Origin of the sequence: Streptosporangium sp. NPDC001559, from assembly GCF_042893955.1 — a bacterium.
Lineage (GTDB): Bacteria > Actinomycetota > Actinomycetes > Streptosporangiales > Streptosporangiaceae > Streptosporangium.
In genome coordinates this window covers 51,703-74,945 of the sequence record NZ_JBIAVG010000018.1, presented here as the reverse complement: position 1 = coordinate 74,945, position 23,243 = coordinate 51,703, and the positions used below count along the sequence as shown (strand labels likewise).

Sequence of the window (23,243 nt, the reverse complement as noted above, 5' to 3'; positions counted from 1 at the left end):
GCTCCCCCCGCGGGTACGGTGGCTTCATGAGCGCTCAGCCCGTCGAGGAGGACCCGCAGGACCCTCAGGTGATCCTGCGCGACCTGCCCGCCCGGGAACGGACCGAGTTCCTGCGCCAGTACCGGGCAGCCGCCGAGGCGGCCCGGGACGACGTCGCCCGCTACAAGGATCTCAACCGGCTGCTGTACCGCTGGCACCTGGTCGTCATCGCCACGACCAGGCCCGGCTACTACGAGGCGATCCAGCAGGCGAAGACCGGGCCGGGTGTGCCGCTGATGGAGGCGCTCGAGGCTGAGGTGGCCCGCCGCCGGTGACCTACCGCCCCGACCTGTCCGAGCGGGCCCTCAGTCAGCTCGGCGGCTTCCCCGTCGACGCCCTCGGAGCGCTCGCCGCGGCCATGGCCGACGTGTGCGACGACCCTTACGACCCGCTCACCACCATGGCCACCGGCGACGAACAGGTACGACGCGTCGACTTCGGCGAGGGCCGCGGGTTCGTCACATTCCTCATCCTCGACGCGGTCGAGGTGGTTCGTGTGGTCGACATCATCTGGGTGGGCTGAAGACGATGTTCGCGCCGTTCTGCGATCGGTGTATTGCAATAGGTACCATCCAGCACGTGTTAATCGTCTACTGTGGTGCCGGGCGTCTTATGAAGTGCCCTTCATCGCGGCGCTTAAAGACCCCTGTACAGCACGAAGCCCCGGCACCGTGTGGAATCGATAGCCGGGGCCTCGCCTCGCCTGGTGTCGTAGGTCTAGCTAGCGGTTGAGCTGGCTGGATCTGCGACGCCTGAGCAGCCAGGCCGCTACCGCCACGACGACCCCAACGATGGGGATCCATCGCCAACCAAGGCGGTTTGGCCTGACGATTCGTTTCGCGTGTTTCGCCACGAGATTCCTTTCCCGGCCGGTATGCCCGCGATGGGGGGATGACTCCGGCTTCAGTCGATCCCATGGCCATCGACTGAGAGGAAAGGCATGTGCTGCGCTTACGAACCGTCCCGAAGCTAGCAGGAAATGCTGGGCTTGATCCGAAGATGGCGGCAAATCGTTTACGCCAATTGCTGTAGTACTACAAGCCGTGTAGTACTACAGCGCTTGTAGTACTGCGGTATTAGGCCCGAAATCGAGGCGGCCCCGCACCTCCCCTCCGAAGGGTGCGGGGCCGCTTCCCGGCCGGGCCTGGTCGGAGTTCAGGCCGAGCCGGGAGCTGGTGGTTGGTCATCGGCGGGCTGGTGCCCTCCGTCTGGCGACTCCGGGCAGCTGGCCACCCCGCGGGCGCTTACCCACAGCCGCCCCAACGCCGAGTCCGTAGGCACGATCTTCCGCCTGCAGTGCACGCAGGTCCGGACGCCCCGAACCTGGGTGAGGTCATCGGGGACGCGAACCCGGTAAGAGTCCGACGGGTCGTACGGCCCGCACAATCTCCGCCAGGACTCGGGATCAACGTTCACCGCTCAACCCCCCAGGCCGCCAGGGTCGCGGCGACCACCCCGGCCCGAATCTCCGGGGAGTCCGGGTGCCCGGTGCGCCAGTCGAGAGGGCCGGTGTACCGGTCCTGATCTGCTGCGTTGTCCTCACCATTACGGGCGGTCACGGACCGACCATATGTTGCCCTCGTCTAGCTCGTCTACCTCGTCGCCCATATGAGCAGCGTGGGCGACGTCCGTACTGTCGGCGCATGATGACCGTCGACCGTTTCGACCGGACGCCGATCTACCAGCAGGTCGCCCGGGCGGTCCGCGACCGGATCCTGTCCGGCGAGCTGCAGCCCCGCGACCCGATCCCGTCCGAGTCGGAGATGGTCCGGGACCACGGCGTCGCCCGCGACACCGCGAGGGCAGCCGTCCTGCTGCTGCGCGAAGAGGGCTACGTGGTCACGATGCCGCAGCGCGGTAGTTTCGTCGCAGACCGGGAGAACTGGCCCAAGTAGCGCCATAAGCACCGCGCTGACCAGCATCTTCGTCGAGTTGTACGTACGTACGCACATCCATACCTGGCTACGTCCGTACATACGGTCCTCGCCATGATCGACCTGGAGGCCGACAGACCTGTCTACAAGCAGCTCGCGGATCTAGTGCGGGAGGAGATCCGCCGCGGCAGGCTGAAACCCGACCAGCGACTGCCGGCGGAGAAGGACTACGTCGACCGCTACGGCATCTCGAGGGACTCCGTCCGCCGCGCCATGGGGCTCCTGCGGACCGAGGGGCTGATCACCACGACGGCCCGCGGGTCCAGGGTCCGCGTCGAGCGGCAGCGCCAGGAGCTCGTGCTCGGGCCGGACGACCGGGTGACGGCCCGGATACCCGACCCGGCGACGAGGTTGCGGCTCGGCATCCGGGAGGGGACTCCAGTCCTGGTGGTAGAGCGGGCCGGCGGCGCGGATCCGGAGGTGCTGGCGGCGGATCGGTGGGTGATCGTCGGGGCGTCTCCCACTGGGAGACGAGTGGGAGATCCGGCCTCCCCTGAGGGCGCCTGAAGTGCGCTGAGCTGCGCTAGGGGTGCGCCCTCTACCTGCGGAAATAGAGTTTCCGCAGGTAGAAAAGGCGCCCGGATAGGCCTTGTAAACTGTAGGTCAGGGGTTCGATTCCCCTCGTCGGCTCGTACAGCAAAGGCCCAGGTCAGGGGCATGATCCCCAGGCCTGGGCCTTTGTCGTTCCCGGGCCTTCCGGCGGCCGCGTGCCACCTACGTGCCACTAGCGTTCTCGATCTTCGTTTCCCGTGCCACCTGGAAGGCATTGCCGAGCGCCTGGGCGATGGCCCGGTCCCGGCCCTGACTGGCGTGCTGGTAGATCAGCGCCGCCCGCGTCGAGGAGTGCCCCATGCGGGACATCAGCTCCTTGAGGCTCGCCCCGGTGGAGGCCGCCAGGGTGTTGCCGACGTGGCGGAGGTCGTGAAAGTGGAGATCGGGAAGGCCGACCGCGGTACAGGTCCGGTGCCAGGTCCGGCGGAACCCCGAGTGCTTCAACGGACCACCGTTGGGACCGGTGAACACCCGCCCGTTCTCGTGCGTCTCGGCGAACCTCTCCAGGTGGGCCCGGAGGTCGGGGATGATCTCCGGAGGGAGGGCGACCACGCGGCGACCGGCCCGGGACTTGGGGGAGTCGTTCACCACCTTCCCGCTGCCGATCTCGACCAGCGCACCGCCCGCGCGCCGTACTTGACCATCGGCCGCCGCACATGAGCCGCACCGCCGCCCTCCCGGTTTCACTGTTGCGCATGTCATCGTGACCGAACCGCCTCGCTTGCGCTTTGGATGATCATGACGCCTCATCAGCCAAAGGCGCTACGAAAAGCAGGCGGGGCGAAGAGTCAGCTACTCCAATCACCGGTTTTTCATCAGATCCAATTTCGGATCTTTTTGAAGCAGTAGATCGACTGGCATGCTACATACATGGCCGAGAAGCGAACCATGATCGACCGTGAACGCATAAGGAAAGCCTTGCGTGCCAGGACGTTCATCGTGTGCGCCGTCATCGCAGGCTTGGTGCTCGCCTGTGGTCTGTTTCTGATCAATTGTGACGACTCCCAGCAGGTGGACCTGTCTACCGTGCTGGAGCAGGTCCAGTCGGGCAAGGTCTGGACAGCCAAGGTTGTCGATGCCGAGCGGCGAATTGAAATCACCACGGTGGACAAGAAGCGCTTTCACTCTTACTGGAGCGAGCATGGCAACCAGGGTGTAGCTCTTATCGATGAGCTCACGAAGGCCCAACTTCCGGGCGGGTACTCGGTAGAGGTTCCTAAATCCTGGTGGTGACTCCAGGAAGCGTTCGCTGAGCTGAGATGTGCTGCAGCCCTCACGATCGCCTTGCTGTGGTTGCTCACCGTACGTGGTCGGGGGCGATCGAAGGTCTGGGACTTCGTTCCTCAGCCCCAGCCCACCGGGTAACGGGGCTGAGCATCGGTCGCTCAGTCGTGCCATTCGCGTGCCAGTAAGACCGGGGAACAGGAGGGAATCAGGGGGAGTCACGGGAACACGAAAAGCCTGCTGACCTGGGGTGCAGCAGGTCAGCGGGTCGCGTGCCGAGATCTTGTGAACTGTAGGTCAGGGGTTCGATTCCCCTCGTCGGCTCATAGACAGAAGGCCAGGTCGTCCGTCGTTCGGATGTCCTGGCCTTTTGCTGTTCAGCGGAGCGAGCGCGACATCGCGGTCGAAGCGGATGCGGCCAAGCTGTTCGACGTCGCCATGACCGTGAGCCTGCACGCCGCGCGTGGGGGTCCGGATGACACCCCTCCTCTTGTCGTTCCCTCGCTCATGATCCGCGCCGAGCCCAGCCGGTACATCTCTCAGGAGGCCGCCGACCACCTCCGTGCCGGCGGGTTCGAGGTGCGCTCTGTCACGGGGGCCGGCCACAGCGTGTGGTACGGCCGACATGAGGAGTTCATGGCGGCTCTGGATGGTTGGGTGTGAGGTCACCGGCATCCACTGCCGAATCGTCGCACTACGACAGCGCTCACGATCGGCTCATCCGGATCGTGCGGGCGGAGGTGGTGACACCCTTACCGAAACACCGAGCGCTTGATCGACTATTTTTAGTTACGTCTGGTTATGTTCCGTGAGGTCATCCACCTCACGGAAGGACCGTCTCGTGCGCCTGACCCGCCCTCTGTTCACCACCGCCCTGGCCACTCTCTTCGCCGCCACAGCCGTGGTCGTGGTTCCGTCCGGCTCGGCCTGGGCGGCGAAGGGCACGCTGTGGATCAACGGCCGACGCCACCACAACCCCAGCGGCTGCTACACCGTCATGGGGCGGCTCTCGGCGACCAACCGCACCAACACGGCGGCCATCCTCTACAGGGGCGACAGGTGCAACAGCCGGATACTCGGCGCTCTCGGGCCTGCGCAGCGCAACACATGGGAGTTCATCGGCAGCGTCTCCATCCAGTAGCCGGGAGTCGGTGGCGGCGCGTGCCGTGGCCGCCGTTCGGTCGGTGTGCGGGGGGGACGATCCGGCCCGGCCGGGGCGGTTCGGAACCGCGCACGCCCGGCGGGAACCGCACCGGTTCCACTTCCGGAGCCTTCGGCGTATCGGGTGGGCTCCAGGAGCGCCTGGCCTGGGGAGGGACTCGTCAGGATGGCTCCTTCCTGCCCGGCGCGGTATGCCGAGAGGCGCACGGCTCATCCTTCGGATCCGGGGCGGACGATCATCATGATCACGACGATCGCCCAGATCAGGTTGTACAGCCCGGCGAGCATGGACAGTCTGCGCAGTGGTGCGGCAGGGCCGGGGACGTCGAGCGCCGCCCGTTGGCGCGGGACGATCTGGGTGACCAGCAGGCCCGCCGCTCCCGCGGTGAGGATCATCGACAGGATGATCCAGATCTCTCCCGTCCGGCCCTGCACGCCTGCGAGGACGAGACCGGCCACGGGAACGGCGAGACCGGCGACGGCGTAGCCCCGGGTGATGCGGTGCATCGCGGTCGCGACAGCGGGACTGCGTTCTCCCTGGTCGGATGGGGCATCTGGGGGAACGGCCGCGGCGAGAGGCGCGTAGCGGGGGAACAGGCTCGTCGCGACGGCGGAGCCGCCGACGAACACGATGGCGGCCAGGACATGTACCACCAGCAGGACGTCTTCCAGCACGGATGGTCTCCCTTCAACCTTCAGGTTAGCTGAAGCCTAGACCATGCTTCAGTCAGCCTGAAAGATGAGATCCGCGGACGTACGGCGGCCAGGCCGCCGAGGAGGGATCAGCCGGCGGTGCGGAAGGCGGCCCGGATGGCCTCGCCCACCCGCCGGCGTGTCGGATCGGAGTCCGGGCCGAACAGGTGCTCGTCCACCTGGTCCGCCGCTTCCTGTGCCGCCCGCAGCAGGCGCGCGCCCTCGGGCGTCACCTCGATGACCGACGCGGAGCCGGCGCGGGCACTGCTGTCGCGCACCAGTCCCGCTCGTTCCAGCGTCTTCACCGCCGTGTGCACGCTCTGCACGGTGATCCCCGACATGCGTGCCAGGTCGCTGAACGACACCCCGGGCACGGCCCTGATGTGCGCCAGCAGCCCCAGTCTGCTCACCGTCAGGTCCAACGGCGCCAGAGCCCTGTTCAGCTCCGCCTCGACCTGGTGCGCCAGCGTCAGGACCACGATCGAGATGTTGGTCACGGGCGGCGCGGGACGGGAGGTCTCAGACACCGTTCCAGTGTCCCCGGTCCGACGGGCACTTCGCACGGACATGGGGCCACCGCCACCGTGCCGGAACGGCGCGGCCGCGGGCCGTCGTGGGCGAAGGGCCGAGGACATCGGGGTTTTTCGTCGAGCCGCGATCTGGTTGAGCGGGAGGGCTCACCGGAACGTCCAGAGGGCGGCGGTGGCGTCGTCGTGGGTTTTGTGGCGGGGCCGGTGGGAGCCGTACGGGTCGTCGCGTTCGGCGGCGCGCACCTGGGCGATCAGTTCATGCGGGCCTTCGTGGGTGAGGAGGTCGAGGAGCTGCCGCCAGGTGACCAGGCCGAAGAGGTCGGTCAGGCGGGAGGCGCCGTCGCTGAGCAGGGCCGCGGACCGTACCCGTTCGGTGGGGACGGATCCGGTCAGGGAGCGTTCGGCGGCGAGGGGGTCGGCCGAGGCGACCCAGAATCCGCCCTCGCGGTTGCGGTGGCCACGCATGATCTCGATGTAGCGGCGTAACGCCTCGGAGTGTTCGGGGGTTCCACTCGGCAGGGCGTCCAGCTCGGTCCGGTGGAGCGCGCCGGTCCGTTCGAGCCGGTCGTCGCTGAGTACGGTCGGCTCCGCCGTACCGGTGTCGATGACGATCACGGAGTCGGCCAACACCAGCCATTCCAGGGTGTCGTCCGTACGGCGCAGCATCGCGACCGTGGCCGAGGGGGTGCCGGGGTGGGACAGGTCGCAGGTGAAGTCGTGCAGCGAGACGACGGCCTTGATCGACCTGGTGAGCAGTTCGGTCAGGGGGTCGGCGCTCTGGGTCACCTCGGCCAGCAGGGTGGAGCCGAGCGTTCGGGCGTACCAGGCGACCCCGTGTGAGCAGCCGGACTCCATGCCGCTCGGGATGCCCGCCCCGTCCAGGAGAACCACCGCCCCGGAGGTGACCCCGACGAAGTCCTCGTTGGGGCGGTCCGGGGAGGCGGGGTCGGTGGCGAGGGTGAGCCGCATGTCCGTCGTCCTCGTGTCGTGGTCGGATGGAGGCGTACTCGACGCCGGATGGCATGCCCGCGAATAGCGGGAGATATGCCGTTTTGGGATTCGGGGTAATCATGAGGCGAACGCCCCGGAACCGGCTGCGGTGGTTCCGGGGGTCCGGGGTCAGGCCACGAGTGTGGTGCGGCGGCCACGGCGGGCCACCTCGCGCTCCAGGTACCACTCCACGATCAGCAGCGGGACCGTCCAGCCGAGCCAGCCGGACAGGCCGGAGATCGTCCACGCCATCAGGTCGGGGTCGCCGTGGAAGACGGTGTCCTGCAGCGGGGGCAGGGCGATGATCAGGATCGCGGTCCACACCCGGTTGGTGATGATGGAGTAGGTCAGCACGGTGCTGCGGAGCATCCAGCGCCGGTGGCCGGCGTACCGGCGGGCGCGGGCGGCGCGCCAGCCCGCCACGGTGAAGGCAAGCCACAGCAGGGCGAGGATCACGTCGCTGACCGCGAGGAACAGCCCGAACGGGGAGCGCGCCCCGATGACCAGGCCGGTCAGCCCGGCCGGTAACACTCCGGCGAACACGTAGGCCCGTCCGGCGCGCCGGTGCCACACCGGGTGTCGCTTGCGGAACCACGGCCACACCTGGAAGAACGCGGTGACCATGGCGATCGTGGCGAACAGCACGTGCGCCACGAGCAGGGGGTAGTGCAGGCCGAACCCCTCCGGCTGCGGCACCCGGGACTGCGACGGGTCGCCGGTCAGGTACGGCGGCAGCGAGAACGCGAGGAACCCGGCCATGACCAGACCGAGGGGCGCAGTCCAGGGGCGTCTCCACCATGGGCGGCGGCGGGCCGGTGCCGGTGGGGGGCTGTCGATCGTCGTGTGCATGACGACTCCAAGGGGGTTAGGTGGATGCGTATGACATACGCTTATTGCGTACCTTATACGCAATGAGTACGACCTACGCAAGGCGTATGTCATACGCAAACTGATAGGCTCCTGGAATGCGGGACGACACCGGAAACGAGCTGCCGCACGCGCTGAACGTGCTGTGGGGGCGGGCCAAGCCGAAGGGGCGGGGGCGCGCGCCCGCGCTCAGCCTGGAGCGGATCGTGGCGGCGGCCGTCGCCCTCGCCGACGAGGAGGGGCTGGCCGCGCTGTCCATGGCCCGGCTCGCCGAACGGCTCGGCTGCGCGCCCATGTCGCTGTACCGGCACGTGGCGGGCAAGGACGACCTGCAGCTGTTCATGCTGGACGCCGCCCCCGGCCCGCCGCCGGAGTTCGACACGGCACCGGCCGACTGGCGCGGCTCACTCACCCGGTGGGCCGTCGAGCTGTTCGGCGTCTACATGCGGCATCCGTGGATCGTCCAGCTGGTGAACTCCCCGCCGGCGGACCCCGGCCAGCTCGCCTGGCTGGAAGCCGCGCTGCGCACCCTCGGCGGCACACCGCTGGACCCGAGGACCCGGATCTCGGTGGTCATGCTGGTGACGCACTACGTGCGCGGCGCGGCCCAGCTCCTGACGTTCATGGCCGCAGAACCGGGGGAGGGGGCCGACGAGGCCTACGCCGCCCTGCTCACCGAGCTGGCCGACCCCGGCCGGTTCCCCGCGCTGGCCGGCGCCGTGCGGGCCGGGGCGTTCGCCCCCCACCCGGGGGCCGGTCCTGGCGACGACTTCCGCGCCGGCCTGGACCACCTGCTCGACGGGGTGGGGGTGGCGATCGAACGCGTCGCCCGGAGCTGAGCCGGATCAGCCAGGGAGAGGGGTCATGGGGCCGGTGACGACGGCGACGAGCACCGTGCCGGGCGGGAAGGCGCCGTCCTCGGTCATCGCGAAGATCGCCCGCATCATCTTGGCCACGTATATCCGGTCCAGGCGCAGGCCGTGCCGGGCGGTGAAGTCGGTGACGAACGCGTCGAGGACGGCGTCGCTCCTGGCGTAGCCGCCCGAGTGGTAGTCGAGGGCGATCGACCAGTTGCCGGAGGCGCGGCCGTACGCCTCGGTCTGCAGGCGGGTGACCTCCTCGGTGAGGAACCCCCCGCCGCGGAGCACCGAGACGCCGAGGGCCCGCCGTCCGGGCTCCAGACCTGCGGCGATACCCGCGAGGGTGCCGCCGGTGCCGACCGGGCAGCAGACGACGTCGTACGGCACGGCGATCTCCCCGGGCAGTTCGGCACAGCCGTGTACGGCCTGCGCGTTGCTGCCGCCCTCGGGCAGCAGGTAGAACCGGCCGAACCGTTCCCGCAGCGTCTCGACGACGGGGACGGTGCGCTTGGCCCGGTAGGTGGTGCGGTCGAGGTAGGTCAGCCGCATCCCGCGCTCGACGGCGAAGGCCAGGACCTCGTTGAGCGGCAGGTGCTCCTCCCCGCGCACGACCCCGACGGTCCGGAATCCGAAGCGGGCACCGGCCGCGGCGACGGCCCGCAGGTGGTTGGAGTAGGCGCCCCCGAAGGTCAGCAGCGTGTCGTGCCCCAGTTCGGCGGCCCGTGTCAGGTTGTATCGGAGCTTGCGCCACTTGTTGCCAGGAAGATCGGGGTGGATTAGATCATCACGTTTGAGGAGCAGCCGTACACCGGCCCTGGCGAGGCGGGGGTCGTGCAGTTCGGTGAGGGGAGAGGGGGCCACGGGCGCGATCACCGAGGAGGCCGTGGGAGGGGACGGGGAGAGGGACGGCCTTGGGCGGATCACCGCATCAGGATGCCATCTCGGGCGGTGCCCCTTCCATTCGGAAGGTGAAAGCCGCAATGTAAGCACCAATCAGCACCTATATCCAGATACACCCGTTGATATGGCATTCCTTTGCCCCGCCGTACGCCGTCATCATGGGGGAACCAGCGGCCCGCACCTCGCCGCGGCCGGTTCGTAGCCCACGTGTGAAGAGAGAGACGTATGACCCACTCGTTGAGAACCGGCCCGTCGATCCAGGAGACGCAGGAGGAGGCACTGCGGCGCGACGCGGAGGATCCCGGCAACCGGGACCTCTTCCTCGTCCCGCCGGCGGAGGGCGGGGACCACCCGGAGAGCGCCTACCTGGCGGGCAACTCGCTCGGCCTGCAGCCGAGGGCGACCAGGACGGAGCTGCTCGCCGACCTGGAGGCCTGGGCGAGACTCGGCGTCGAGGGCCACATGGAGGCCGAACGCCCCTGGCTGCCCTACCACGAGCTGCTCACCGAGCCCGCCGCCCGTCTGGTCGGCGCGCTGCCTGAGGAGACCGTGGTGATGAACTCGCTGACGGTCAACCTGCACCTGCTGATGGTGTCGTTCTACCGGCCCAAGGGGCGGCGCACCAAGATCGTCATCGAGGACACGGCCTTCCCCTCGGACAGTTACGCGGTGCGCAGCCAGGCCCGTTTCCACGGGCTCGACCCGGAGACCACGGTGGTACGGCTCCGCGACGGGCGGCAGGTCCTCGACTTCCTGGCCCGGGAGGGCGAGACGGTCGCGCTGGTGATGCTCGGCGGGGTGAACTACCTGACCGGCGAGCTGATGGACATCCCCGCGATCACCGCGGCCGGGCACGCGGCCGGGGCGGTCGTGGGCTGGGACCTGGCGCACGCCGCCGGGAACGTTCCGCTGAGCCTGCACGAGTGGGGGCCGGACTTCGCCGCCTGGTGCTCCTACAAGTACCTCAACTCCGGGCCCGGCGCCCTCGGCGGCGTCTTCGTCCACCAGCGGCACCTGGGCGACCCCACGCTGCCGCGCTTCGAGGGCTGGTGGAGCACCGAGCAGGAGACCCGCTTCCAGATGGCCCCGGTCTCCCGGCCGCCCGCGACCGCCGACGCCTGGCAGATCTCCAACCCGCCGATCTACGCCATGGGCCCGGTGCGCACCTCGCTCGAACTGTTCGACCAGATCGGGATGGCCGAGCTGCGGGCCCGTAGCGTGCGGCTCACCGGATACCTGGAGAGTCTGCTCGACGTGGTCGTCCCCTCCCGGCCGCTCAGCGTGGTCACCCCGCGCGACCCGGAGCGCCGGGGCTGCCAGCTCTCCCTGCGGATCGGGAGCGGCAGCGCCGCGGAGCTGGCCTGGCGGCTGCGCCGGGAGCACGGGGTCGTCACCGACGCCCGTGAGCCGGACATCGTCCGGATGGCGCCGACCCCGCTCTACTCGACCTACCACGACTGCTGGCGCGCCGCCGTCGCGCTGGCCGACTGTGTCCAGGAGGAGTCGTGACCGTTGCCGTCGTCGGCGCCGGGCTCACCGGCTGCCTGCTCGCCTGCTATCTGGCCCGTCGCGGCCTCGACGTGACCGTCTACGAGCGCCGCCCCGACCCGCGTACGGGCAGGCCGGAGCGTGGCCGGTCGATCAACCTGGCCATCTCCGAGCGAGGCAGGGACGCCCTGCGCAGGATCGGCCTTGAGGAACGGGTCATGGCCGACGCGCTGCCGATGCGCGGCCGGATGATCCACCCGGTGAGCGGCCCGCTCGACTTCCAGCCCTACAGCCACGACGGCGAGATGGCGATCAACTCGATCAGCCGTGGAGCGCTCAACAACACGCTGCTGGACGCCGCGGAGGCCGCCCCCGGGGTGAAGGTCTTCTTCGGTCACCGGCTGACCGGGCTCGACCCGGCGACCGGGGCGATGACCTTCGAGACGGCCGACGGGCCGGTCGAGACGGTCGCCGACGTCGTGCTCGGCGCGGACGGGGCGGGCTCCGCCGTACGGGGGCAGCTGCTCGCGCACCGGGACATCGAGGAGAGCCTGGACTTCCTCGACTACGGCTACAAGGAGCTGACGATCCCCGCGGTCGACGGGGAGTTCGCGCTGGACCCGGGCGCGTTGCACATCTGGCCGCGCGGCACCTCCATGATGATCGCGCTGCCCAACCCCGACCGGTCCTTCACCTGCACGATGTTCTGGCCGACCGGCGGCACCGGGAGCTTCGCCTCGCTGAGCAGCCCGGCGGCCGTCGAACGTCACTTCCGTGCCAACTACCCGGACGTGGTGCCGCTGGCGCCGACCCTGGTCGACGACTACACGCACAACCCGGTCGGCCTGCTCGGCACGGTCCGCTGCGCGCCCTGGCAGTCGGACGGCAGGGTCGGCCTGATCGGCGACGCGGCGCACGCGATCGTGCCGTTCTACGGCCAGGGAGCCAACTGCGGCTTCGAGGACGTGGTCGTGCTCGACCAGTGTCTCGACGAGACCGGCGGTTCCTGGTCCAGTGCCCTGCCGCTGTTCGAACGGCGGCGCAAGGAGAACGCCGACGCGATCGCCGAGATGGCCCTGGACAACTTCATCGAGATGCGTGACAAGGTCGCCTCTCCGGTGTTCCGGCTGGTCAAGGGGGTCGAGCACCGGCTGGAGCGGGCGCTGCCCGGCCGTTACGTGTCCCGGTACGAGCTGGTCTCCTTCTCCACGGTGCCCTACGCCCAGGTCAGGCGCCGGGTGCGCGCCCAGCAGCGGTTGCTCGCCGGGGCGGCGGCCGTACTGGCCGGGGCGGTCGTCGCGGGCCTGGCCGGGCTCAGGCGCAGGTCGTGAGGCCATCATGAGGTCGTCGTGAGGTCGTCGTGAGCGAGGACAGGTCGGTCCTTGAGAGGGACGCGCCCGGTCCTGACGAGACCGTCGGGTACGGCCCGGCCCCCGACCAGGTGAGCGACCTGTGGCACGGGCCGGGGCCGACGGTCGCGCTGGTCCACGGCGGGTTCTGGCGCCCCGAGTACGACCGGGTCCACCTGCGTCCGATGGCGAACGCGCTGCGCGAGGCGGGCTGGAACGTCGCCGCGATCGAGTACCGCCGCGAGCCGGGCCGTCCGGACGCGGCGGTCGAGGACGTCCGTGCCGCGCTCGCCGCGCTCGGTCCCGCGTCCGGTCCCATGGTGGTCGCCGGTCACTCGGCCGGCGGCCACCTGGCCCTGCTCGCGAGCCCGAGGGAGGCCGCGGTCCTCGCCCTGGCCCCGGTGGCCGACCTGCGGCTCGCGCACCGGCTCGACCTCGACGAAGGCGCGGTCGCCGACTTCCTCGGCCGCCCGCCGGACGAGCGCCCCGACCTCGATCCGGTACGGCTGCGCCCCGGCGCCGGGCGGGTGACGCTCGTGCACGGCACCGACGACGAGCGTGTGCCCGTCGAGGTCTCCGAGTCCTACGTCGCCGTCCACCCCGAGGTCTCGCTGGTGCGGATTCCCGACGCCGGGCATTTTGTGGTTATTGACCCGGAAAGTGAGGCTTGGCCGGTTGTCCTGAGGGAATTGGCGGCTCTCGCCCGTTAACACGGTGGTTTTTTGGTGGTTCTCCGGGTTACTGGGGGTTCGATCAGTACGGTGATCTCAGCCCCCAAAGGAGAAACCGCATATGACCTCTCCAACCTCGCAGGAACTGAGAAAGCTCCAGGAACCCGCGTACTGGCTCATCTTCGCGTTGCCCTGGCCCGACTCCCGGCAGGACGCCGCGACGGCGGAGGCCGCCTACGTCGTCGCGCCGCCGCTCGTCCCCAGGAGCCAGGTCTCGGAGAACGCGGAAGGGGTCTTCGCGGTGGCCCACTTCCACGTCAAGGAGAACCCCGGCCGCAGAGGTGTCTGGTTCAGCGACCTCACCCGGTGGCTGGCCGAACGGGACAACAGCTGGCAGGGGGTCGAGGTGGACTGGGAGGCGGCGCTGCGCGAGATCCAGGAACTGCCGACGTTCGGCATGTTCCTGGAGGTCAGCAGGCGCGGCTACCTGTTCCTGCTGGACGGCTCACCGGACGGGGCGACGGTGACCTACTCCGGAGGGGAGCAGGAGCACCTGACCGCGAGGGAGCGTGAGGTGGTGCACGCCGACTTCGAAGACAAGATCACACGTGACTGGGCGAGGTACATCGAGGAGATGGCCGCCCGGGGGATGATCCATCTTCACTGACCCCGCTGGCGGCGCGGCGTGGACCCGAGGCCCCGGCTCCCCTCGCCGGAGTCGGGGCCGGTCCTTCGGCCGGCCGCGAGGCGCTCGGCCTCGACGTGCAACGCCTCGACGAGGAGCAGCTCCAGAAGGAGGTCCGCGTCCACAAGATCGTCGAGTGCTGCCATGTGCCCTCCTGTTGGAAAAGACGTCCCACGGGCCACACGGGTTTCTTCTCATAACGGAACGGCATGGAAATTCCCGGGCAAGTCACACGGAAACATACGGATTTTTCGTGATTTCGGGTGAGATGTCGATAGCCGTCCCGGCTCCAAGGCTGTTTCCGGGTGTCCGAGACTTGTCCCATGAACCGTCCCCCGGCGCCCAAGGGCGTCCTCTACGTGATCGTATGCGCGGCCGGAGCGGCTCCCACGGCACAGGGCCTGGTCACGGCGGCCCTCGATGAGGGATGGCAGGTCCAGGTCGTCGCCACCCCTTCGGCGCCGGGCTTCTTCGACGTCCCCGCCTTCGAGGAACTGACCGGGCGTCCCGTCAAGAGCCGCTACCGCAGGCCGGACGAGCCGAAGCCGCCCAGGGCCGACGCGATCGTCGTGGCCCCGGCCACCTACAACACCGTCAACAAGTTCGCCCAGGGCATCGCCGACACCTACGCGCTCGGCCTGCTCGCCGAGGCTCCCGGCCTGGGCATCCCGGTGGTCGTCGTGCCCTTCGTCAACGCGGCCCTGGCCTCCCGCCTGCCGTTCTTGCGCGGTGTCGAGACGCTGCGCGCCGAGGGGGTGCGTGTGCTCCTCGACCCGGCGAACGAGGCCTGGAACGGCTCCAAGCCGTGGCGGGCGGCGCTGGAGGCGATCGAGGAACTTGAGAGGCTCCGGCGCGACGACGCAGGGTGACGGACCCGGTGGTACCAAAGGGCGACAAGGCGACAAGGCGCGCGAAACGCCAAGCCATGCGAAGCCGTAAGAAAAAGGGGGTTTTCACCAGGTGCGGCGAGGCCGGGCGAAGGCGGAGAGGGCCAAGAAACCGGATCCGCCCCACACGCGCGGCCCATCGTCACATACTGGAACGCTGCGTGACGTTGAGTAACCGACGGGGGGCACAGCGGTGACGGGGACGATCATTCAAGCGGTCCGCGCGGGAAGCGGTGAGCGTGCGGCCGGAGACGAGGCCGCGGGGCCCGGGCGCTGGGCGGCTCGGGAGGAGGCGCGGCACCCCGACATCGACGTCAGCGTGATCGTCCCGGTCCACAACTGCCGCCCCTATCTCGACAGGTGCCTGACCTCGCTGCTGGTGCAGCGGGTCAACAGGGAGATCATCGTCGTCGACGACGGCTCGACCGACGGCGGCGCCGAACTGCTCGACCTCTACGCCGCCCACCACCGGGGGGTCGTGCGGGTCGTCCGCCTGGAGCGCTCCGGTGGCGCGGGCCGTCCCCGCAACGTCGGCCTGGCCCTGGCCAGGGGCAAATACGTGTTCTTCTGCGACGCCGACGACTACCTCGGCCCCGAGGCGCTCGAACGGATGCTCGCGATGGCCGAGCGCAACGGCTCGGACATGGTGCTCGGAAAGATCGTCGGGCACGACCGCAGGGCCCCTGTCTCGATGTTCCGGGAGAACGCCGAGCGGGTCACGCTGGAGGAGAGCCGCGTCTACAACAGCCTGAGCTGCTTCAAGCTCTTCCGCAGGGAGATGATCGAGCGGTACGGCATCCGCTTCGACGAGACGCTGCTGGTCGGGGAGGACGTGTTCTTCACCACCCACGCCTACTGCCACGCGGAGGTGATCTCCGTCGTCGCCGACTACGACTGCTACCACCTGGTCGCCAGGCCGGACGGCAGCAGCATCATGCAGCAGCCGGGCAGCCGCGACCCGGTCGCCTGGATTCGGATGATCAAGAAGTCGGTCGAGTTGATGGTCGGCCACGTGCGTCCCGGGGCGCTCCGCGACCACCTGCTCGGGCGGCACTTCAGGATGGACGCGCTGAGCAACCTCGGCGGGCCCTTCCTCGACGCCGGGGAGGAGACGCGCAGGCAGATCGCCGCCGAGGTCGCCGACATGTGCGAGCGGTGGCTGACCGACGGCGTCCGCGAACGCCTCAACCCCATCGACCGGGGCCGCGTCACCGCCCTCCAGGACATCGACCGCCTGGTACGGCTCGCGCACATCGAGTCGGCCGTGGTCCGCAGGCGGCTGACCGGCCTGCACTGGGACCCGCGGGACGGGCTGGTCGTCACGGGCCGGGTCGCGCTGGACGCCCTCGAACGGGACGGAGGCCCCGACCTCGTCGCGAGCGGCCTCGACCTGGTGCTGCGGCTGCGCGGCGGCGCTGTGGAGGGCGACCGGGGGCGTCCGGTCGAGCGGGTGTTCCCGGTCGGCGGCGACCACGAGGGCTTCACCGCCGTCGTGGACGTCACCACGCTGTCCTCCGGGGTCTGGGACGTCTATCTGAACGTCGAGTGCGAGGGCGTCACCCGTCTGGTACGGCTCGGCGCCGACCGGGACGAGCCGATCACCCGGCCCGCCCCCCGGGTGATCGGCGGTGTCGTCGCCCTGCCGTACTTCACCAGGTCGCACGGCAACCTCAGCCTCGACGTCGGCGGACACGTGGTGAAGGTGCCGGGCCGTGTCCGGCTGACCGGGACCCGCTGGACGGCCGGGCACCGGCTGGCGCTCGACGGGCGGGTCAGCGTCGGCTCGGCGGCGCCGGGGACGCGGGCCGTACGGCACCTGGTGTGGCGGGAGCGGTGGTCGGGGAAGGAATGGCGCGAGCCGGTCGAGGTCGAGGAGGGGGGGACGTTCGCCATGCGGCAGGCACTCGGCAGACTGGGACCCGGCACCTGGGACGCCTACCTGGAACTCGACCTGGGCGGACCGCCCGCGCGGTTCAGGGTCGAGGCGCCCGCCGAGATCGTCGCGCCGCCGCGCACCTGGTGGCGTGGGCTGATCAGACGCAGCGTCAGGCCCTACGCGACCACGGGCAAGGGGCGGCTGAGCGCGGTCGTGCGGACGTTCACCCCGAGGTCGTTCGCCCGCCGCGTCTTCCGCTAATGCCACTCTCTTGCAAGTGCAAGCCCATGGCTTAAGGTAAGGAGGATTTCGCATTCCCGGAGGCTTGCCGTGCACGTACCCGATGGCTTCTTCAACGCAGCCGTGTCGATTTCGGCCGGGGCCGTCGCGGCCGCCGGCGTGGGGATCTGTCTGCGGGGGGCTCGTAAGGAGCTCGACGACAAGACCGCGCCCATGGCGGGCCTGGTCGCCGCCTTCATCTTCGCCGTCCAGATGCTCAACTTCCCGGTCGCGGCGGGCACCAGCGGGCACCTGCTCGGCGGCACGCTCGCGGCGATACTCGTCGGACCGTACACGGCGGTGTTGTGCGTCGCCGTCGTCCTGCTGGTGCAGGGCTTCTTCTTCGCCGACGGCGGCCTGACCGCGCTCGGGGTGAACATCACCCTCATGGGCATCGTCGCCGTCCTGGCGGGCTGGGCCGTCTTCCGCCTGATCACGAGCAGGGCGCGCGGGAAGGCCACGGTGGTCGCGGGCGCCTTCGTCGCGGCGCTGGTCTCGGTGCCGGTCTCGGCGATCTCCTTCGCGCTGCTGTTCTGGATCGGCGGCACCGCGCCCATCGAGGTCGGCACGGTCGCCATGGCCATGGGCGGCGTGCACGTGCTCATCGGCATCGGCGAGGGCCTGATCACCGCGGTCACCGTCAGCACCGTGCTCGCGGTCAGGCCCGACCTGGTCTACGGCGCGCGCGGGCTGGCCGCGCCCCTGGTGCTCAGGGGCGCCGACGGCGCGGCCACCACGGTGGACACGGCCCCGAGGGTGACGGCCCCGCGCCGTATCGGCTGGTTCCTGCCCGCGGGCGTCCTGGTCGCGGCGCTGCTGGCGGGGATCGTCAGCTTCTACGCCTCCTCCTCGCCCGACGGCCTGGAGCGGGTGGCCGAGGACAAGGGCTTCAGCGGCCAGGCCGGTGACCACGCCCTCGGTGACCAGCCGCTGGCCGACTACGGCGAGGTCGGCGGCATCCCCGTCGGCGTCGCGGGCCTGGTCGGCGTCGGGGTGACCCTCGCCGTCGGCGGCGGTCTGTTCTTCGCGGTACGGCGCCGCAACCAGGGCGAGTCCCGTGACGACTCGGCGAAGGACGAGGTCACCGCGTAGTGGGGGCGGGCCACAGCCACCAGCTCTACCGGCCGGGGGACACCCTCGTCCACCGGCTGCCACCCCAGTGCAAGCTGGCGGCGGTCGCGGCCTTCGCGCTGGTGGTCGTGGCGACCCCGCGTGAGTGGCTGTGGGCCTTCGGGATCTACGTGGTCCTGCTCGGCGTGGTCGCGTCCGCCGCCCGGGTCCCGCCGGGCTTCGTGCTGCGGCGGATGGTGATCGAACTGCCGTTCGTGGTGTTCGCGGTGGCGCTGCCGTTCATCGGGTTCGGCGAACGGGTGCCGTTCCTGGGAATCACGCTCAGCGTCGAGGGGCTCTGGGCGGCCTGGAACATCCTGGCCAAGGCCACGCTCGGGGTGGTCGCCAGTGTGCTGCTGGCGGCGACGACGGAACCGAGACTGATGCTGCTCGGCGCCCAGCGGCTGCGGCTGCCGCCGCTGCTGGTGCAGATCGCCATGTTCATGCTCCGCTACATGGACGTGATCGTGGACGAGATGCGCCGGATGCGGGTGGCCAGGGAGTCGCGGGGCTTCACGGCCAGGGACGTCCGGCACATCCCGGCGGTCGCCAAATCGGCGGGGGCACTGTTCATCCGCTCCTACGAGCGCGGCGAACGGGTGCACCTGGCGATGCTGAGCCGGGGCTACACCGGTTCGATGCCGGTCATCCAGGACCTGTCCGCCTCCTCGCGTCAGTGGCTCACGGCGGGTATGTTGCCGGGCGCGGCGCTCGTGGTGCTGCTCGGCACGACACTCGTGAACGGAGGCCTGCGATGACCGCCTCGCTGGAGGTGCGCCGCCTGGCGTACGCCTATCCGGACGGCACCCAGGCGTTGTTCGGCGTCGACTTCGAGATCGCGCGCGGGGAGCGGGTCGCGTTGCTCGGCCCGAACGGCGCGGGCAAGACCACGCTGGTGATGCACCTCAACGGCATCCTGACCCCGGGGCACGGCACGGTGGCGGTCGCCGGGCTGCCGGTCGGCAAGGAGTCGCTCAAGGAGATCCGCAGGCGGGTCGGGCTCGTCTTCCAGGACCCCGACGACCAGCTGTTCATGCCGACGGTGCGGGAGGACGTCGCCTTCGGCCCGGCCAATCTCGGCGTCAAGGGGCCGGAGCTGCGGCGCCGGGTCGAGGAGGCCCTCGACCGCGTCGGCATGCTGGAGGCGATCGACAGGCCGCCGCACCACCTGTCCTTCGGTCAGCGCCGCCGGGTCGCGGTGGCGACCGTGCTCGCGATGGAGCCGGAGATCCTGGTGCTGGACGAGCCGTCGTCGAACCTGGACCCGGCTTCCAGACGCGAGCTGGCCGAGATCCTCAGGGGGCTGGACGTGACCGTGCTGATGGTCACCCACGACCTGCCGTACGCCCTGGAGCTGTGTGAACGGGCGCTCATCCTGTCCGGTGGCGTGATCGCCGCCGACGGGCCGACCGCGAAGATCCTCGCCGACTCCGACCTGCTCGCCGCCCACCGTCTCGAACTGCCGTACGGCTTCGCCCTCCCGCGAGCGGAGCATTCCTCATGATCGTCAACATGTGTATCGATTCGCTGTGATAGCGGTTTATATGATCTTTGTTCCACGTTATTCGTGATTTTTCCGGTATAAATCGGCGGGGGCGCCGTGGCTGGGCCGGGTGGGCCGTGGCTCCATTGACGGGGAAGCGGAACGGGGTGAGGGTGATGTGTGGCGTTTGCGGTTCTTCCTCCGCCCAGTGCGAATGATCATAGAGTCGCGGGACCTCACATACGGTGATGGCGAAGTAAAGTGGGTCTGCCTCATGGGCGAGGAGGACTGATGAAGCTACGGCTGGCTCGCCGCGCCGTCGGTGACGCCGTGGTGGTGGCCGTCGAGGGCGAACTCGATCTGTTCACCGCCCCCTTTCTGCGAGACGAGGTTCGCGATGCGATCAAGCTCGACGGGTCCCGGCTGATCCTCGACCTCACCGCGCTGTCGTTCATGGACTCAAGCGGCCTGTCCGTGCTCATCGAGGCATGGCGGCTGGCCACGGGCGAGGGGGGTGGCGTCAGCCTCGCGGCTCCACAGGCGCCGGTGGCCAGGATTCTGCGCACCACCGGCCTCGACCGCCGCATCAAGGTCTATCCCGACGTGGTCACCGCGGTCGGCGAGGGCTGAAATCCAACGGGCACCCCTGATAGAACTTCATTCGGTATCCGCGTTAGAGTCCGCTCATGGACCTGAACGGAGCAGCAGCAGTCATCTCGGGCGGTGCCAGCGGCCTCGGTGAGGCCACGGCCCGTCATCTCGCCGCGCACGGCGCCACCGTGGTCGTCGCCGACCTCAACGAGGAGCGCGGCAAGCTCGTCGCCGAGGAGATCGGCGGAGTCTTCGTCAAGACCGACGTCTCCGACGAGCAGCAGGTGCAGGCGGCGGTCGACGCGGCGGTCGCGACCGGCAGGCCGCTGCGCGTCGTGGTCAACAGCGCGGGCATCGGCTGGGCGGGCCGTACGGTCAACCGGGACGGCTCACCGCACGACCTGGCCTCCTACCGCAAGGTCATCGAGGTCAACCTGATCGGCACCTTCAACCTCCTGCGCATCGGCGCCGCCGCCATCGCCAAGACCGACCCGGTCGACGAGGACGGCCAGCGCGGCGTGATCGTCAACACCGCCTCCGTCGCGGCCCTCGAAGGCCAGACGGGCCAGGTGGCCTACTCGGCCTCCAAGGGCGGCATCGTCGGCATGACCCTGCCCGCCGCGCGCGACCTGTCGCCCGTCGGCATCCGCGTCAACACGATCTGCCCCGGCATCATCGACACCCCGATCTACGCCTTCAACGACAACGCCGATGAGTTCAAGGCCAGGCTCGTGGCCCCCGTCGTCTTCCCCAAGCGCATGGGCAGGCCGGAGGAGTTCGCCCACCTGGTGCGCTCCCTGATCGAGAACGACTACATGAACGCCGAGACCGTCCGGTTCGACGGCGGCATCCGTTTCCAGCCCAAGTAGTTCCCCGCCCAGAGGAGTCAACCGGTGTCTGATGAGGTACTCGCCGAGGTCGGCGACGGCGTCGCGGTCATCACGATCAACCGCCCCCAGGCCAGGAACGCGATCAACGGCGCGGTCGCCAGAGGGATCGCCGCGGTGCTCGACGAGTTCGAGGAGCGCGCGGACGTCTCGGTCTACGTGCTGACCGGGGCGGGCGGCACCTTCTGCGCGGGCATGGACCTGAAGGGCTTCCTCAAGGGAGACCTGCCCTTCCTTGAGGGCAGGGGCTTCGGCGGCATCGTCGAGGCGCCGCCGAGGAAGCCGATCGTCGCCGCCGTCGAGGGCTACGCCCTGGCCGGAGGCTTCGAGCTCGCGTTGGCCTGCGACATCATCGTGGCCTCGGAGAAGGCCGTCTTCGGTCTGCCCGAGCCCAAGCGGGGCCTGGTCGCGGCGGCCGGGGGCGTGATGCGGCTGCCGCGGCGCATCCCCTACCACGTCGCGATGGAGATCGCCCTGACCGGCGACCACTTCCCCGCCGCACGGCTGCGCGAGGTCGGCCTGGTCAACCACGTCACGCCCGAGGGCGAGGCGCTGACCAAGGCGGTCGAGCTGGCCGGGCGGATCGCGGCCAACGCCCCGCTGTCGCTCGCCGCGACCAAGCGGGTGATCGTCGAGTCCGCCGACTGGAGCGCGGGGGAGATGTTCGCCAGGCAGGCGGAGATCATCGACCCGGTGTTCGCGTCGAAGGACGCGCAGGAGGGCGCGGCGGCCTTCGCCGAGAAGCGCGCCCCGGTCTGGAAGGGCGAGTAGTCCCGTTCGACCGCCGGGCACGGCTGTACGGTCGCGCCCGGCGCACTTCCCGCCTGGAGTGCGTACGGTGGAAGGGCGTGGCGACCGCTCCCGAAGGCCAGGAGAGTGCATGGACGACCGATTTCCCCCGGCGGAACGCCCGGCCGGTGAGCGGCTCAGACGCGGGGCGGGTGAGCTGGCGGCTGGCGCGGCCGGAGCCGCGATCCTCGTCATCCTCCTGGTCGCGGGCATGTGGGCGGTCGAGGTCGCCGACTACGTCCTGCCCGGTGACTTCGACGCCTACGGCATCAGGTCGTGGGACGTCGAGGGGCTGGGCGGCATCCTCCTGGCGCCGTTCCTGCACGCGGGCTTCGGCCACCTCATGGCCAACTCGCTGCCCCTGCTGATCCTCGGTTTCCTCGCCGCGCTGCGTGGGATCGGCAGGTTCCTGCTCGCCAGCCTGATCATCATCGTGGTCAGCGGCCTCGGCGTCTGGTTCACCAGCTCGCCGTACGTGGTCACGGTCGGGGCGAGCGGGCTGGTCTTCGGCTACTTCGGCTTCGTGGTGGCCAGGGGCCTGTTCGACCGGAGCGTTCTCGACATCGTCATCGCGGTCGGCGTCGCCGTGGCGTACTACTCGATCATCTGGGGCGTGCTGCCGGGGGAGGCGGGCATCTCCTGGCAGGGGCACCTGTTCGGGCTGGTCGGCGGCGTCCTGGCGGCCTGGGCGCTGCGCCGCAGGCGACGGACGCTGCCCGCCTACTGACACTCCACTAGGGTCGGGGGACGGCCTCAGCCGGTGCCAGGAACGCCGTGGAGGAGCTTTCAGTGGGATCTCAGGAGACAGCGGACCCGGGCCGGGAGAGCGGCGCCACGGGCCACAGGGCGCCCCGCGTGGTGGTGCGGCGCTCGCTGCCGACCCAGCCCGCCGTACGCGGCTCGGCCTCGCTCTTCATGACCGAGGCCGCCGCGCAGGGGATCACCCCGGGCCGTCGCATGCTGGGCGTCGGCCGGGAGCCGGCCTCCGGCGACGTCGCGGCGGCGCTGCGCGTCGAGCCGGGCACCGACGTCCTGGCCCGCAGGAAGCTGCTGCTGGCCGGTGACGTCCCGGTGCGGATCGCCACGAGCTACTTCAGGCTCGACCTGTTCGGCGGCACCCCGCTGTGTGACCCCGACTTCGTACGGCCCACGCTCCAGGCGGGCATCGAGGCCCTCGGCCACCGCTTCGGCCACGCGGAGGAGCACCTGGTGGCCCGCCCGCCCAGCGGTTTCGAGGCGGTGACCCTGGAACTCGACCCCGGCGAGTGGATCGTGCAGGTGCTGCGCGCGAGCTACGGAGACGACGACACCCCGGTCCACGTGCTGGAGACGATCTGCGCCGCCTCCCGGCACGTCTTCGTCGTCGCCCAGGTCACCGGCGCCGACGAGTTCTGACCG

30 protein-coding genes are annotated in these 23,243 nt (G+C 69.8%); 22 read left to right on the top strand and 8 right to left on the bottom strand.

What is annotated here, in order from left to right:
• Nucleotides 1-26: 26 nt before the first annotated feature.
• Both ACFYY8_RS33380 and ACFYY8_RS33375 read left to right on the top strand, forming a co-directional pair.
• On the top strand, nucleotides 27-314 hold the full coding sequence (locus ACFYY8_RS33380) for a DUF6247 family protein (RefSeq protein ID WP_390047944.1): 288 nt from the start codon (nucleotides 27-29) through the stop codon (nucleotides 312-314).
• Nucleotides 311-562 (top strand): hypothetical protein, encoded by a 252-nt coding sequence (locus ACFYY8_RS33375; protein ID WP_390047942.1) that lies wholly within the window; start codon nucleotides 311-313, stop codon nucleotides 560-562. The genes ACFYY8_RS33380 and ACFYY8_RS33375 overlap by 4 nt, the downstream gene beginning before the upstream one ends.
• An 889-nt stretch (nucleotides 563-1,451) precedes the next feature.
• Here ACFYY8_RS33375 and ACFYY8_RS33370 read toward each other — a convergent pair.
• Nucleotides 1,452-1,598 (bottom strand): hypothetical protein, encoded by a 147-nt coding sequence (locus tag ACFYY8_RS33370; protein WP_390047940.1) that lies wholly within the window; start codon nucleotides 1,596-1,598, stop codon nucleotides 1,452-1,454.
• 84 nt (nucleotides 1,599-1,682) lie between these two features.
• On the opposite strand from ACFYY8_RS33370, the gene ACFYY8_RS33365 reads away from it, so the two are divergent.
• Together ACFYY8_RS33365 and ACFYY8_RS33360 are read left to right on the top strand one after the other, a co-directional pair.
• Nucleotides 1,683-1,934 (top strand): winged helix-turn-helix domain-containing protein, encoded by a 252-nt coding sequence (locus tag ACFYY8_RS33365; protein WP_390047938.1) that lies wholly within the window; start codon nucleotides 1,683-1,685, stop codon nucleotides 1,932-1,934.
• Between the two features lie 93 nt (nucleotides 1,935-2,027).
• A complete protein-coding gene (locus ACFYY8_RS33360; protein WP_390047936.1) occupies nucleotides 2,028-2,480 on the top strand; it encodes a GntR family transcriptional regulator in 453 nt (150 codons plus the stop codon).
• A 207-nt stretch (nucleotides 2,481-2,687) separates the two neighbouring features.
• On the opposite strand, the gene ACFYY8_RS33355 is transcribed toward ACFYY8_RS33360, so the two are convergent.
• Nucleotides 2,688-3,113, bottom strand: coding sequence for a tyrosine-type recombinase/integrase (locus ACFYY8_RS33355; RefSeq protein WP_390047934.1), 426 nt, complete (start codon nucleotides 3,111-3,113; stop codon nucleotides 2,688-2,690).
• Between the two features lie 282 nt (nucleotides 3,114-3,395).
• On the opposite strand from ACFYY8_RS33355, the gene ACFYY8_RS33350 reads away from it, so the two are divergent.
• The 3 genes from ACFYY8_RS33350 (at nucleotide 3,396) to ACFYY8_RS33340 (ending at nucleotide 4,890) form a co-directional block, all read left to right on the top strand.
• The gene (locus ACFYY8_RS33350) at nucleotides 3,396-3,758 is read left to right on the top strand and encodes an ATP-dependent metallopeptidase FtsH/Yme1/Tma family protein (protein WP_390047932.1); all 363 of its coding nucleotides are present in this window, start codon (nucleotides 3,396-3,398) and stop codon (nucleotides 3,756-3,758) included.
• Nucleotides 3,759-4,106: 348 nt separating this feature from the next.
• Nucleotides 4,107-4,412, top strand: coding sequence for a hypothetical protein (locus ACFYY8_RS33345; protein ID WP_390047930.1), 306 nt, complete (start codon nucleotides 4,107-4,109; stop codon nucleotides 4,410-4,412).
• Between the two features lie 178 nt (nucleotides 4,413-4,590).
• Nucleotides 4,591-4,890: a hypothetical protein gene (locus ACFYY8_RS33340; protein ID WP_390047928.1), complete on the top strand. Its 300-nt coding sequence runs from the start codon at nucleotides 4,591-4,593 to the stop codon at nucleotides 4,888-4,890.
• A gap of 230 nt (nucleotides 4,891-5,120) precedes the next feature.
• Here the strand turns inward: ACFYY8_RS33340 and ACFYY8_RS33335 are convergent, their stop codons facing one another.
• The 4 genes from ACFYY8_RS33335 to ACFYY8_RS33320 form a co-directional block, all read right to left on the bottom strand.
• Nucleotides 5,121-5,585, bottom strand: coding sequence for a hypothetical protein (locus tag ACFYY8_RS33335; RefSeq protein WP_390047926.1), 465 nt, complete (start codon nucleotides 5,583-5,585; stop codon nucleotides 5,121-5,123).
• 107 nt (nucleotides 5,586-5,692) lie between these two features.
• On the bottom strand, nucleotides 5,693-6,130 hold the full coding sequence (locus ACFYY8_RS33330; RefSeq protein ID WP_390047924.1) for a MarR family winged helix-turn-helix transcriptional regulator: 438 nt from the start codon (nucleotides 6,128-6,130) through the stop codon (nucleotides 5,693-5,695).
• A 150-nt stretch (nucleotides 6,131-6,280) separates the two neighbouring features.
• Nucleotides 6,281-7,102 carry a protein phosphatase 2C domain-containing protein gene (locus ACFYY8_RS33325; RefSeq protein WP_390047922.1) on the bottom strand — a complete coding sequence of 274 codons (822 nt, stop codon included), beginning with the start codon at nucleotides 7,100-7,102 and terminating at the stop codon, nucleotides 6,281-6,283.
• Between the two features lie 150 nt (nucleotides 7,103-7,252).
• The gene (locus ACFYY8_RS33320; RefSeq protein WP_390047920.1) at nucleotides 7,253-7,972 is read right to left on the bottom strand and encodes a DUF2306 domain-containing protein; all 720 of its coding nucleotides are present in this window, start codon (nucleotides 7,970-7,972) and stop codon (nucleotides 7,253-7,255) included.
• 116 nt (nucleotides 7,973-8,088) lie between these two features.
• On the opposite strand from ACFYY8_RS33320, the gene ACFYY8_RS33315 reads away from it, so the two are divergent.
• Nucleotides 8,089-8,829: a TetR/AcrR family transcriptional regulator gene (locus ACFYY8_RS33315; RefSeq protein ID WP_390047919.1), complete on the top strand. Its 741-nt coding sequence runs from the start codon at nucleotides 8,089-8,091 to the stop codon at nucleotides 8,827-8,829.
• 6 nt (nucleotides 8,830-8,835) lie between these two features.
• Here the strand turns inward: ACFYY8_RS33315 and ACFYY8_RS33310 are convergent, their stop codons facing one another.
• Entirely contained in the window at nucleotides 8,836-9,774 is a 939-nt protein-coding gene (locus tag ACFYY8_RS33310) for a 1-aminocyclopropane-1-carboxylate deaminase/D-cysteine desulfhydrase (RefSeq protein WP_390047917.1), read from the bottom strand.
• Nucleotides 9,775-9,975: 201 nt separating this feature from the next.
• Between ACFYY8_RS33310 and kynU the strand changes: the two genes are divergently transcribed.
• From kynU to ACFYY8_RS33290, 4 genes are all read left to right on the top strand, one after another.
• Nucleotides 9,976-11,259, top strand: a complete 1,284-nt coding sequence (kynU, locus tag ACFYY8_RS33305) for a kynureninase (RefSeq protein WP_390047915.1) — start codon at nucleotides 9,976-9,978, stop codon at nucleotides 11,257-11,259.
• Nucleotides 11,256-12,569: an FAD-dependent oxidoreductase gene (locus ACFYY8_RS33300; RefSeq protein WP_390047913.1), complete on the top strand. Its 1,314-nt coding sequence runs from the start codon at nucleotides 11,256-11,258 to the stop codon at nucleotides 12,567-12,569. The genes kynU and ACFYY8_RS33300 overlap by 4 nt, the downstream gene beginning before the upstream one ends.
• Nucleotides 12,570-12,598: 29 nt before the next feature.
• Complete coding sequence (locus tag ACFYY8_RS33295; RefSeq protein ID WP_390047911.1) at nucleotides 12,599-13,297, top strand: alpha/beta hydrolase; 699 nt, start codon at nucleotides 12,599-12,601, stop codon at nucleotides 13,295-13,297.
• An 82-nt stretch (nucleotides 13,298-13,379) separates the two neighbouring features.
• Nucleotides 13,380-13,925: a hypothetical protein gene (locus ACFYY8_RS33290; RefSeq protein ID WP_390047909.1), complete on the top strand. Its 546-nt coding sequence runs from the start codon at nucleotides 13,380-13,382 to the stop codon at nucleotides 13,923-13,925.
• Here ACFYY8_RS33290 and ACFYY8_RS33285 read toward each other — a convergent pair.
• A complete protein-coding gene (locus ACFYY8_RS33285; protein ID WP_390047907.1) occupies nucleotides 13,919-14,089 on the bottom strand; it encodes a hypothetical protein in 171 nt (56 codons plus the stop codon). The genes ACFYY8_RS33290 and ACFYY8_RS33285 overlap by 7 nt on opposite strands.
• 177 nt (nucleotides 14,090-14,266) lie before the next feature.
• Between ACFYY8_RS33285 and ACFYY8_RS33280 the strand changes: the two genes are divergently transcribed.
• The 10 genes from ACFYY8_RS33280 to ACFYY8_RS33235 all read left to right on the top strand — a co-directional run bounded on the left by ACFYY8_RS33280 (nucleotide 14,267) and on the right by ACFYY8_RS33235 (nucleotide 23,240).
• Entirely contained in the window at nucleotides 14,267-14,812 is a 546-nt protein-coding gene (locus ACFYY8_RS33280; RefSeq protein ID WP_390047905.1) for a flavoprotein, read from the top strand.
• A 211-nt stretch (nucleotides 14,813-15,023) separates the two neighbouring features.
• On the top strand, nucleotides 15,024-16,967 hold the full coding sequence (locus tag ACFYY8_RS33275) for a glycosyltransferase family 2 protein (RefSeq protein WP_390047903.1): 1,944 nt from the start codon (nucleotides 15,024-15,026) through the stop codon (nucleotides 16,965-16,967).
• Nucleotides 16,968-17,036: 69 nt separating this feature from the next.
• On the top strand, nucleotides 17,037-18,077 hold the full coding sequence (locus ACFYY8_RS33270; RefSeq protein WP_390047901.1) for an energy-coupling factor ABC transporter permease: 1,041 nt from the start codon (nucleotides 17,037-17,039) through the stop codon (nucleotides 18,075-18,077).
• Nucleotides 18,077-18,853 carry a cobalt ECF transporter T component CbiQ gene (gene cbiQ, locus ACFYY8_RS33265; RefSeq protein ID WP_390047899.1) on the top strand — a complete coding sequence of 259 codons (777 nt, stop codon included), beginning with the start codon at nucleotides 18,077-18,079 and terminating at the stop codon, nucleotides 18,851-18,853. Before ACFYY8_RS33270 ends, cbiQ begins: the two co-directional genes overlap by 1 nt.
• Nucleotides 18,850-19,599 carry an energy-coupling factor ABC transporter ATP-binding protein gene (locus tag ACFYY8_RS33260; protein WP_390047897.1) on the top strand — a complete coding sequence of 250 codons (750 nt, stop codon included), beginning with the start codon at nucleotides 18,850-18,852 and terminating at the stop codon, nucleotides 19,597-19,599. The genes cbiQ and ACFYY8_RS33260 overlap by 4 nt, the downstream gene beginning before the upstream one ends.
• 270 nt (nucleotides 19,600-19,869) lie before the next feature.
• Complete coding sequence (locus tag ACFYY8_RS33255; RefSeq protein WP_352014697.1) at nucleotides 19,870-20,208, top strand: STAS domain-containing protein; 339 nt, start codon at nucleotides 19,870-19,872, stop codon at nucleotides 20,206-20,208.
• A 56-nt stretch (nucleotides 20,209-20,264) separates the two neighbouring features.
• Nucleotides 20,265-21,038 (top strand): SDR family oxidoreductase, encoded by a 774-nt coding sequence (locus ACFYY8_RS33250; protein WP_390047895.1) that lies wholly within the window; start codon nucleotides 20,265-20,267, stop codon nucleotides 21,036-21,038.
• Between the two features lie 24 nt (nucleotides 21,039-21,062).
• On the top strand, nucleotides 21,063-21,827 hold the full coding sequence (locus ACFYY8_RS33245) for a crotonase/enoyl-CoA hydratase family protein (protein ID WP_390047893.1): 765 nt from the start codon (nucleotides 21,063-21,065) through the stop codon (nucleotides 21,825-21,827).
• A gap of 109 nt (nucleotides 21,828-21,936) precedes the next feature.
• Nucleotides 21,937-22,572 carry a rhomboid family intramembrane serine protease gene (locus tag ACFYY8_RS33240; protein WP_390047891.1) on the top strand — a complete coding sequence of 212 codons (636 nt, stop codon included), beginning with the start codon at nucleotides 21,937-21,939 and terminating at the stop codon, nucleotides 22,570-22,572.
• A gap of 62 nt (nucleotides 22,573-22,634) precedes the next feature.
• A complete protein-coding gene (locus tag ACFYY8_RS33235; protein WP_390047889.1) occupies nucleotides 22,635-23,240 on the top strand; it encodes a GntR family transcriptional regulator in 606 nt (201 codons plus the stop codon).
• The last annotated feature ends 3 nt before the right edge of the window (nucleotides 23,241-23,243 follow it).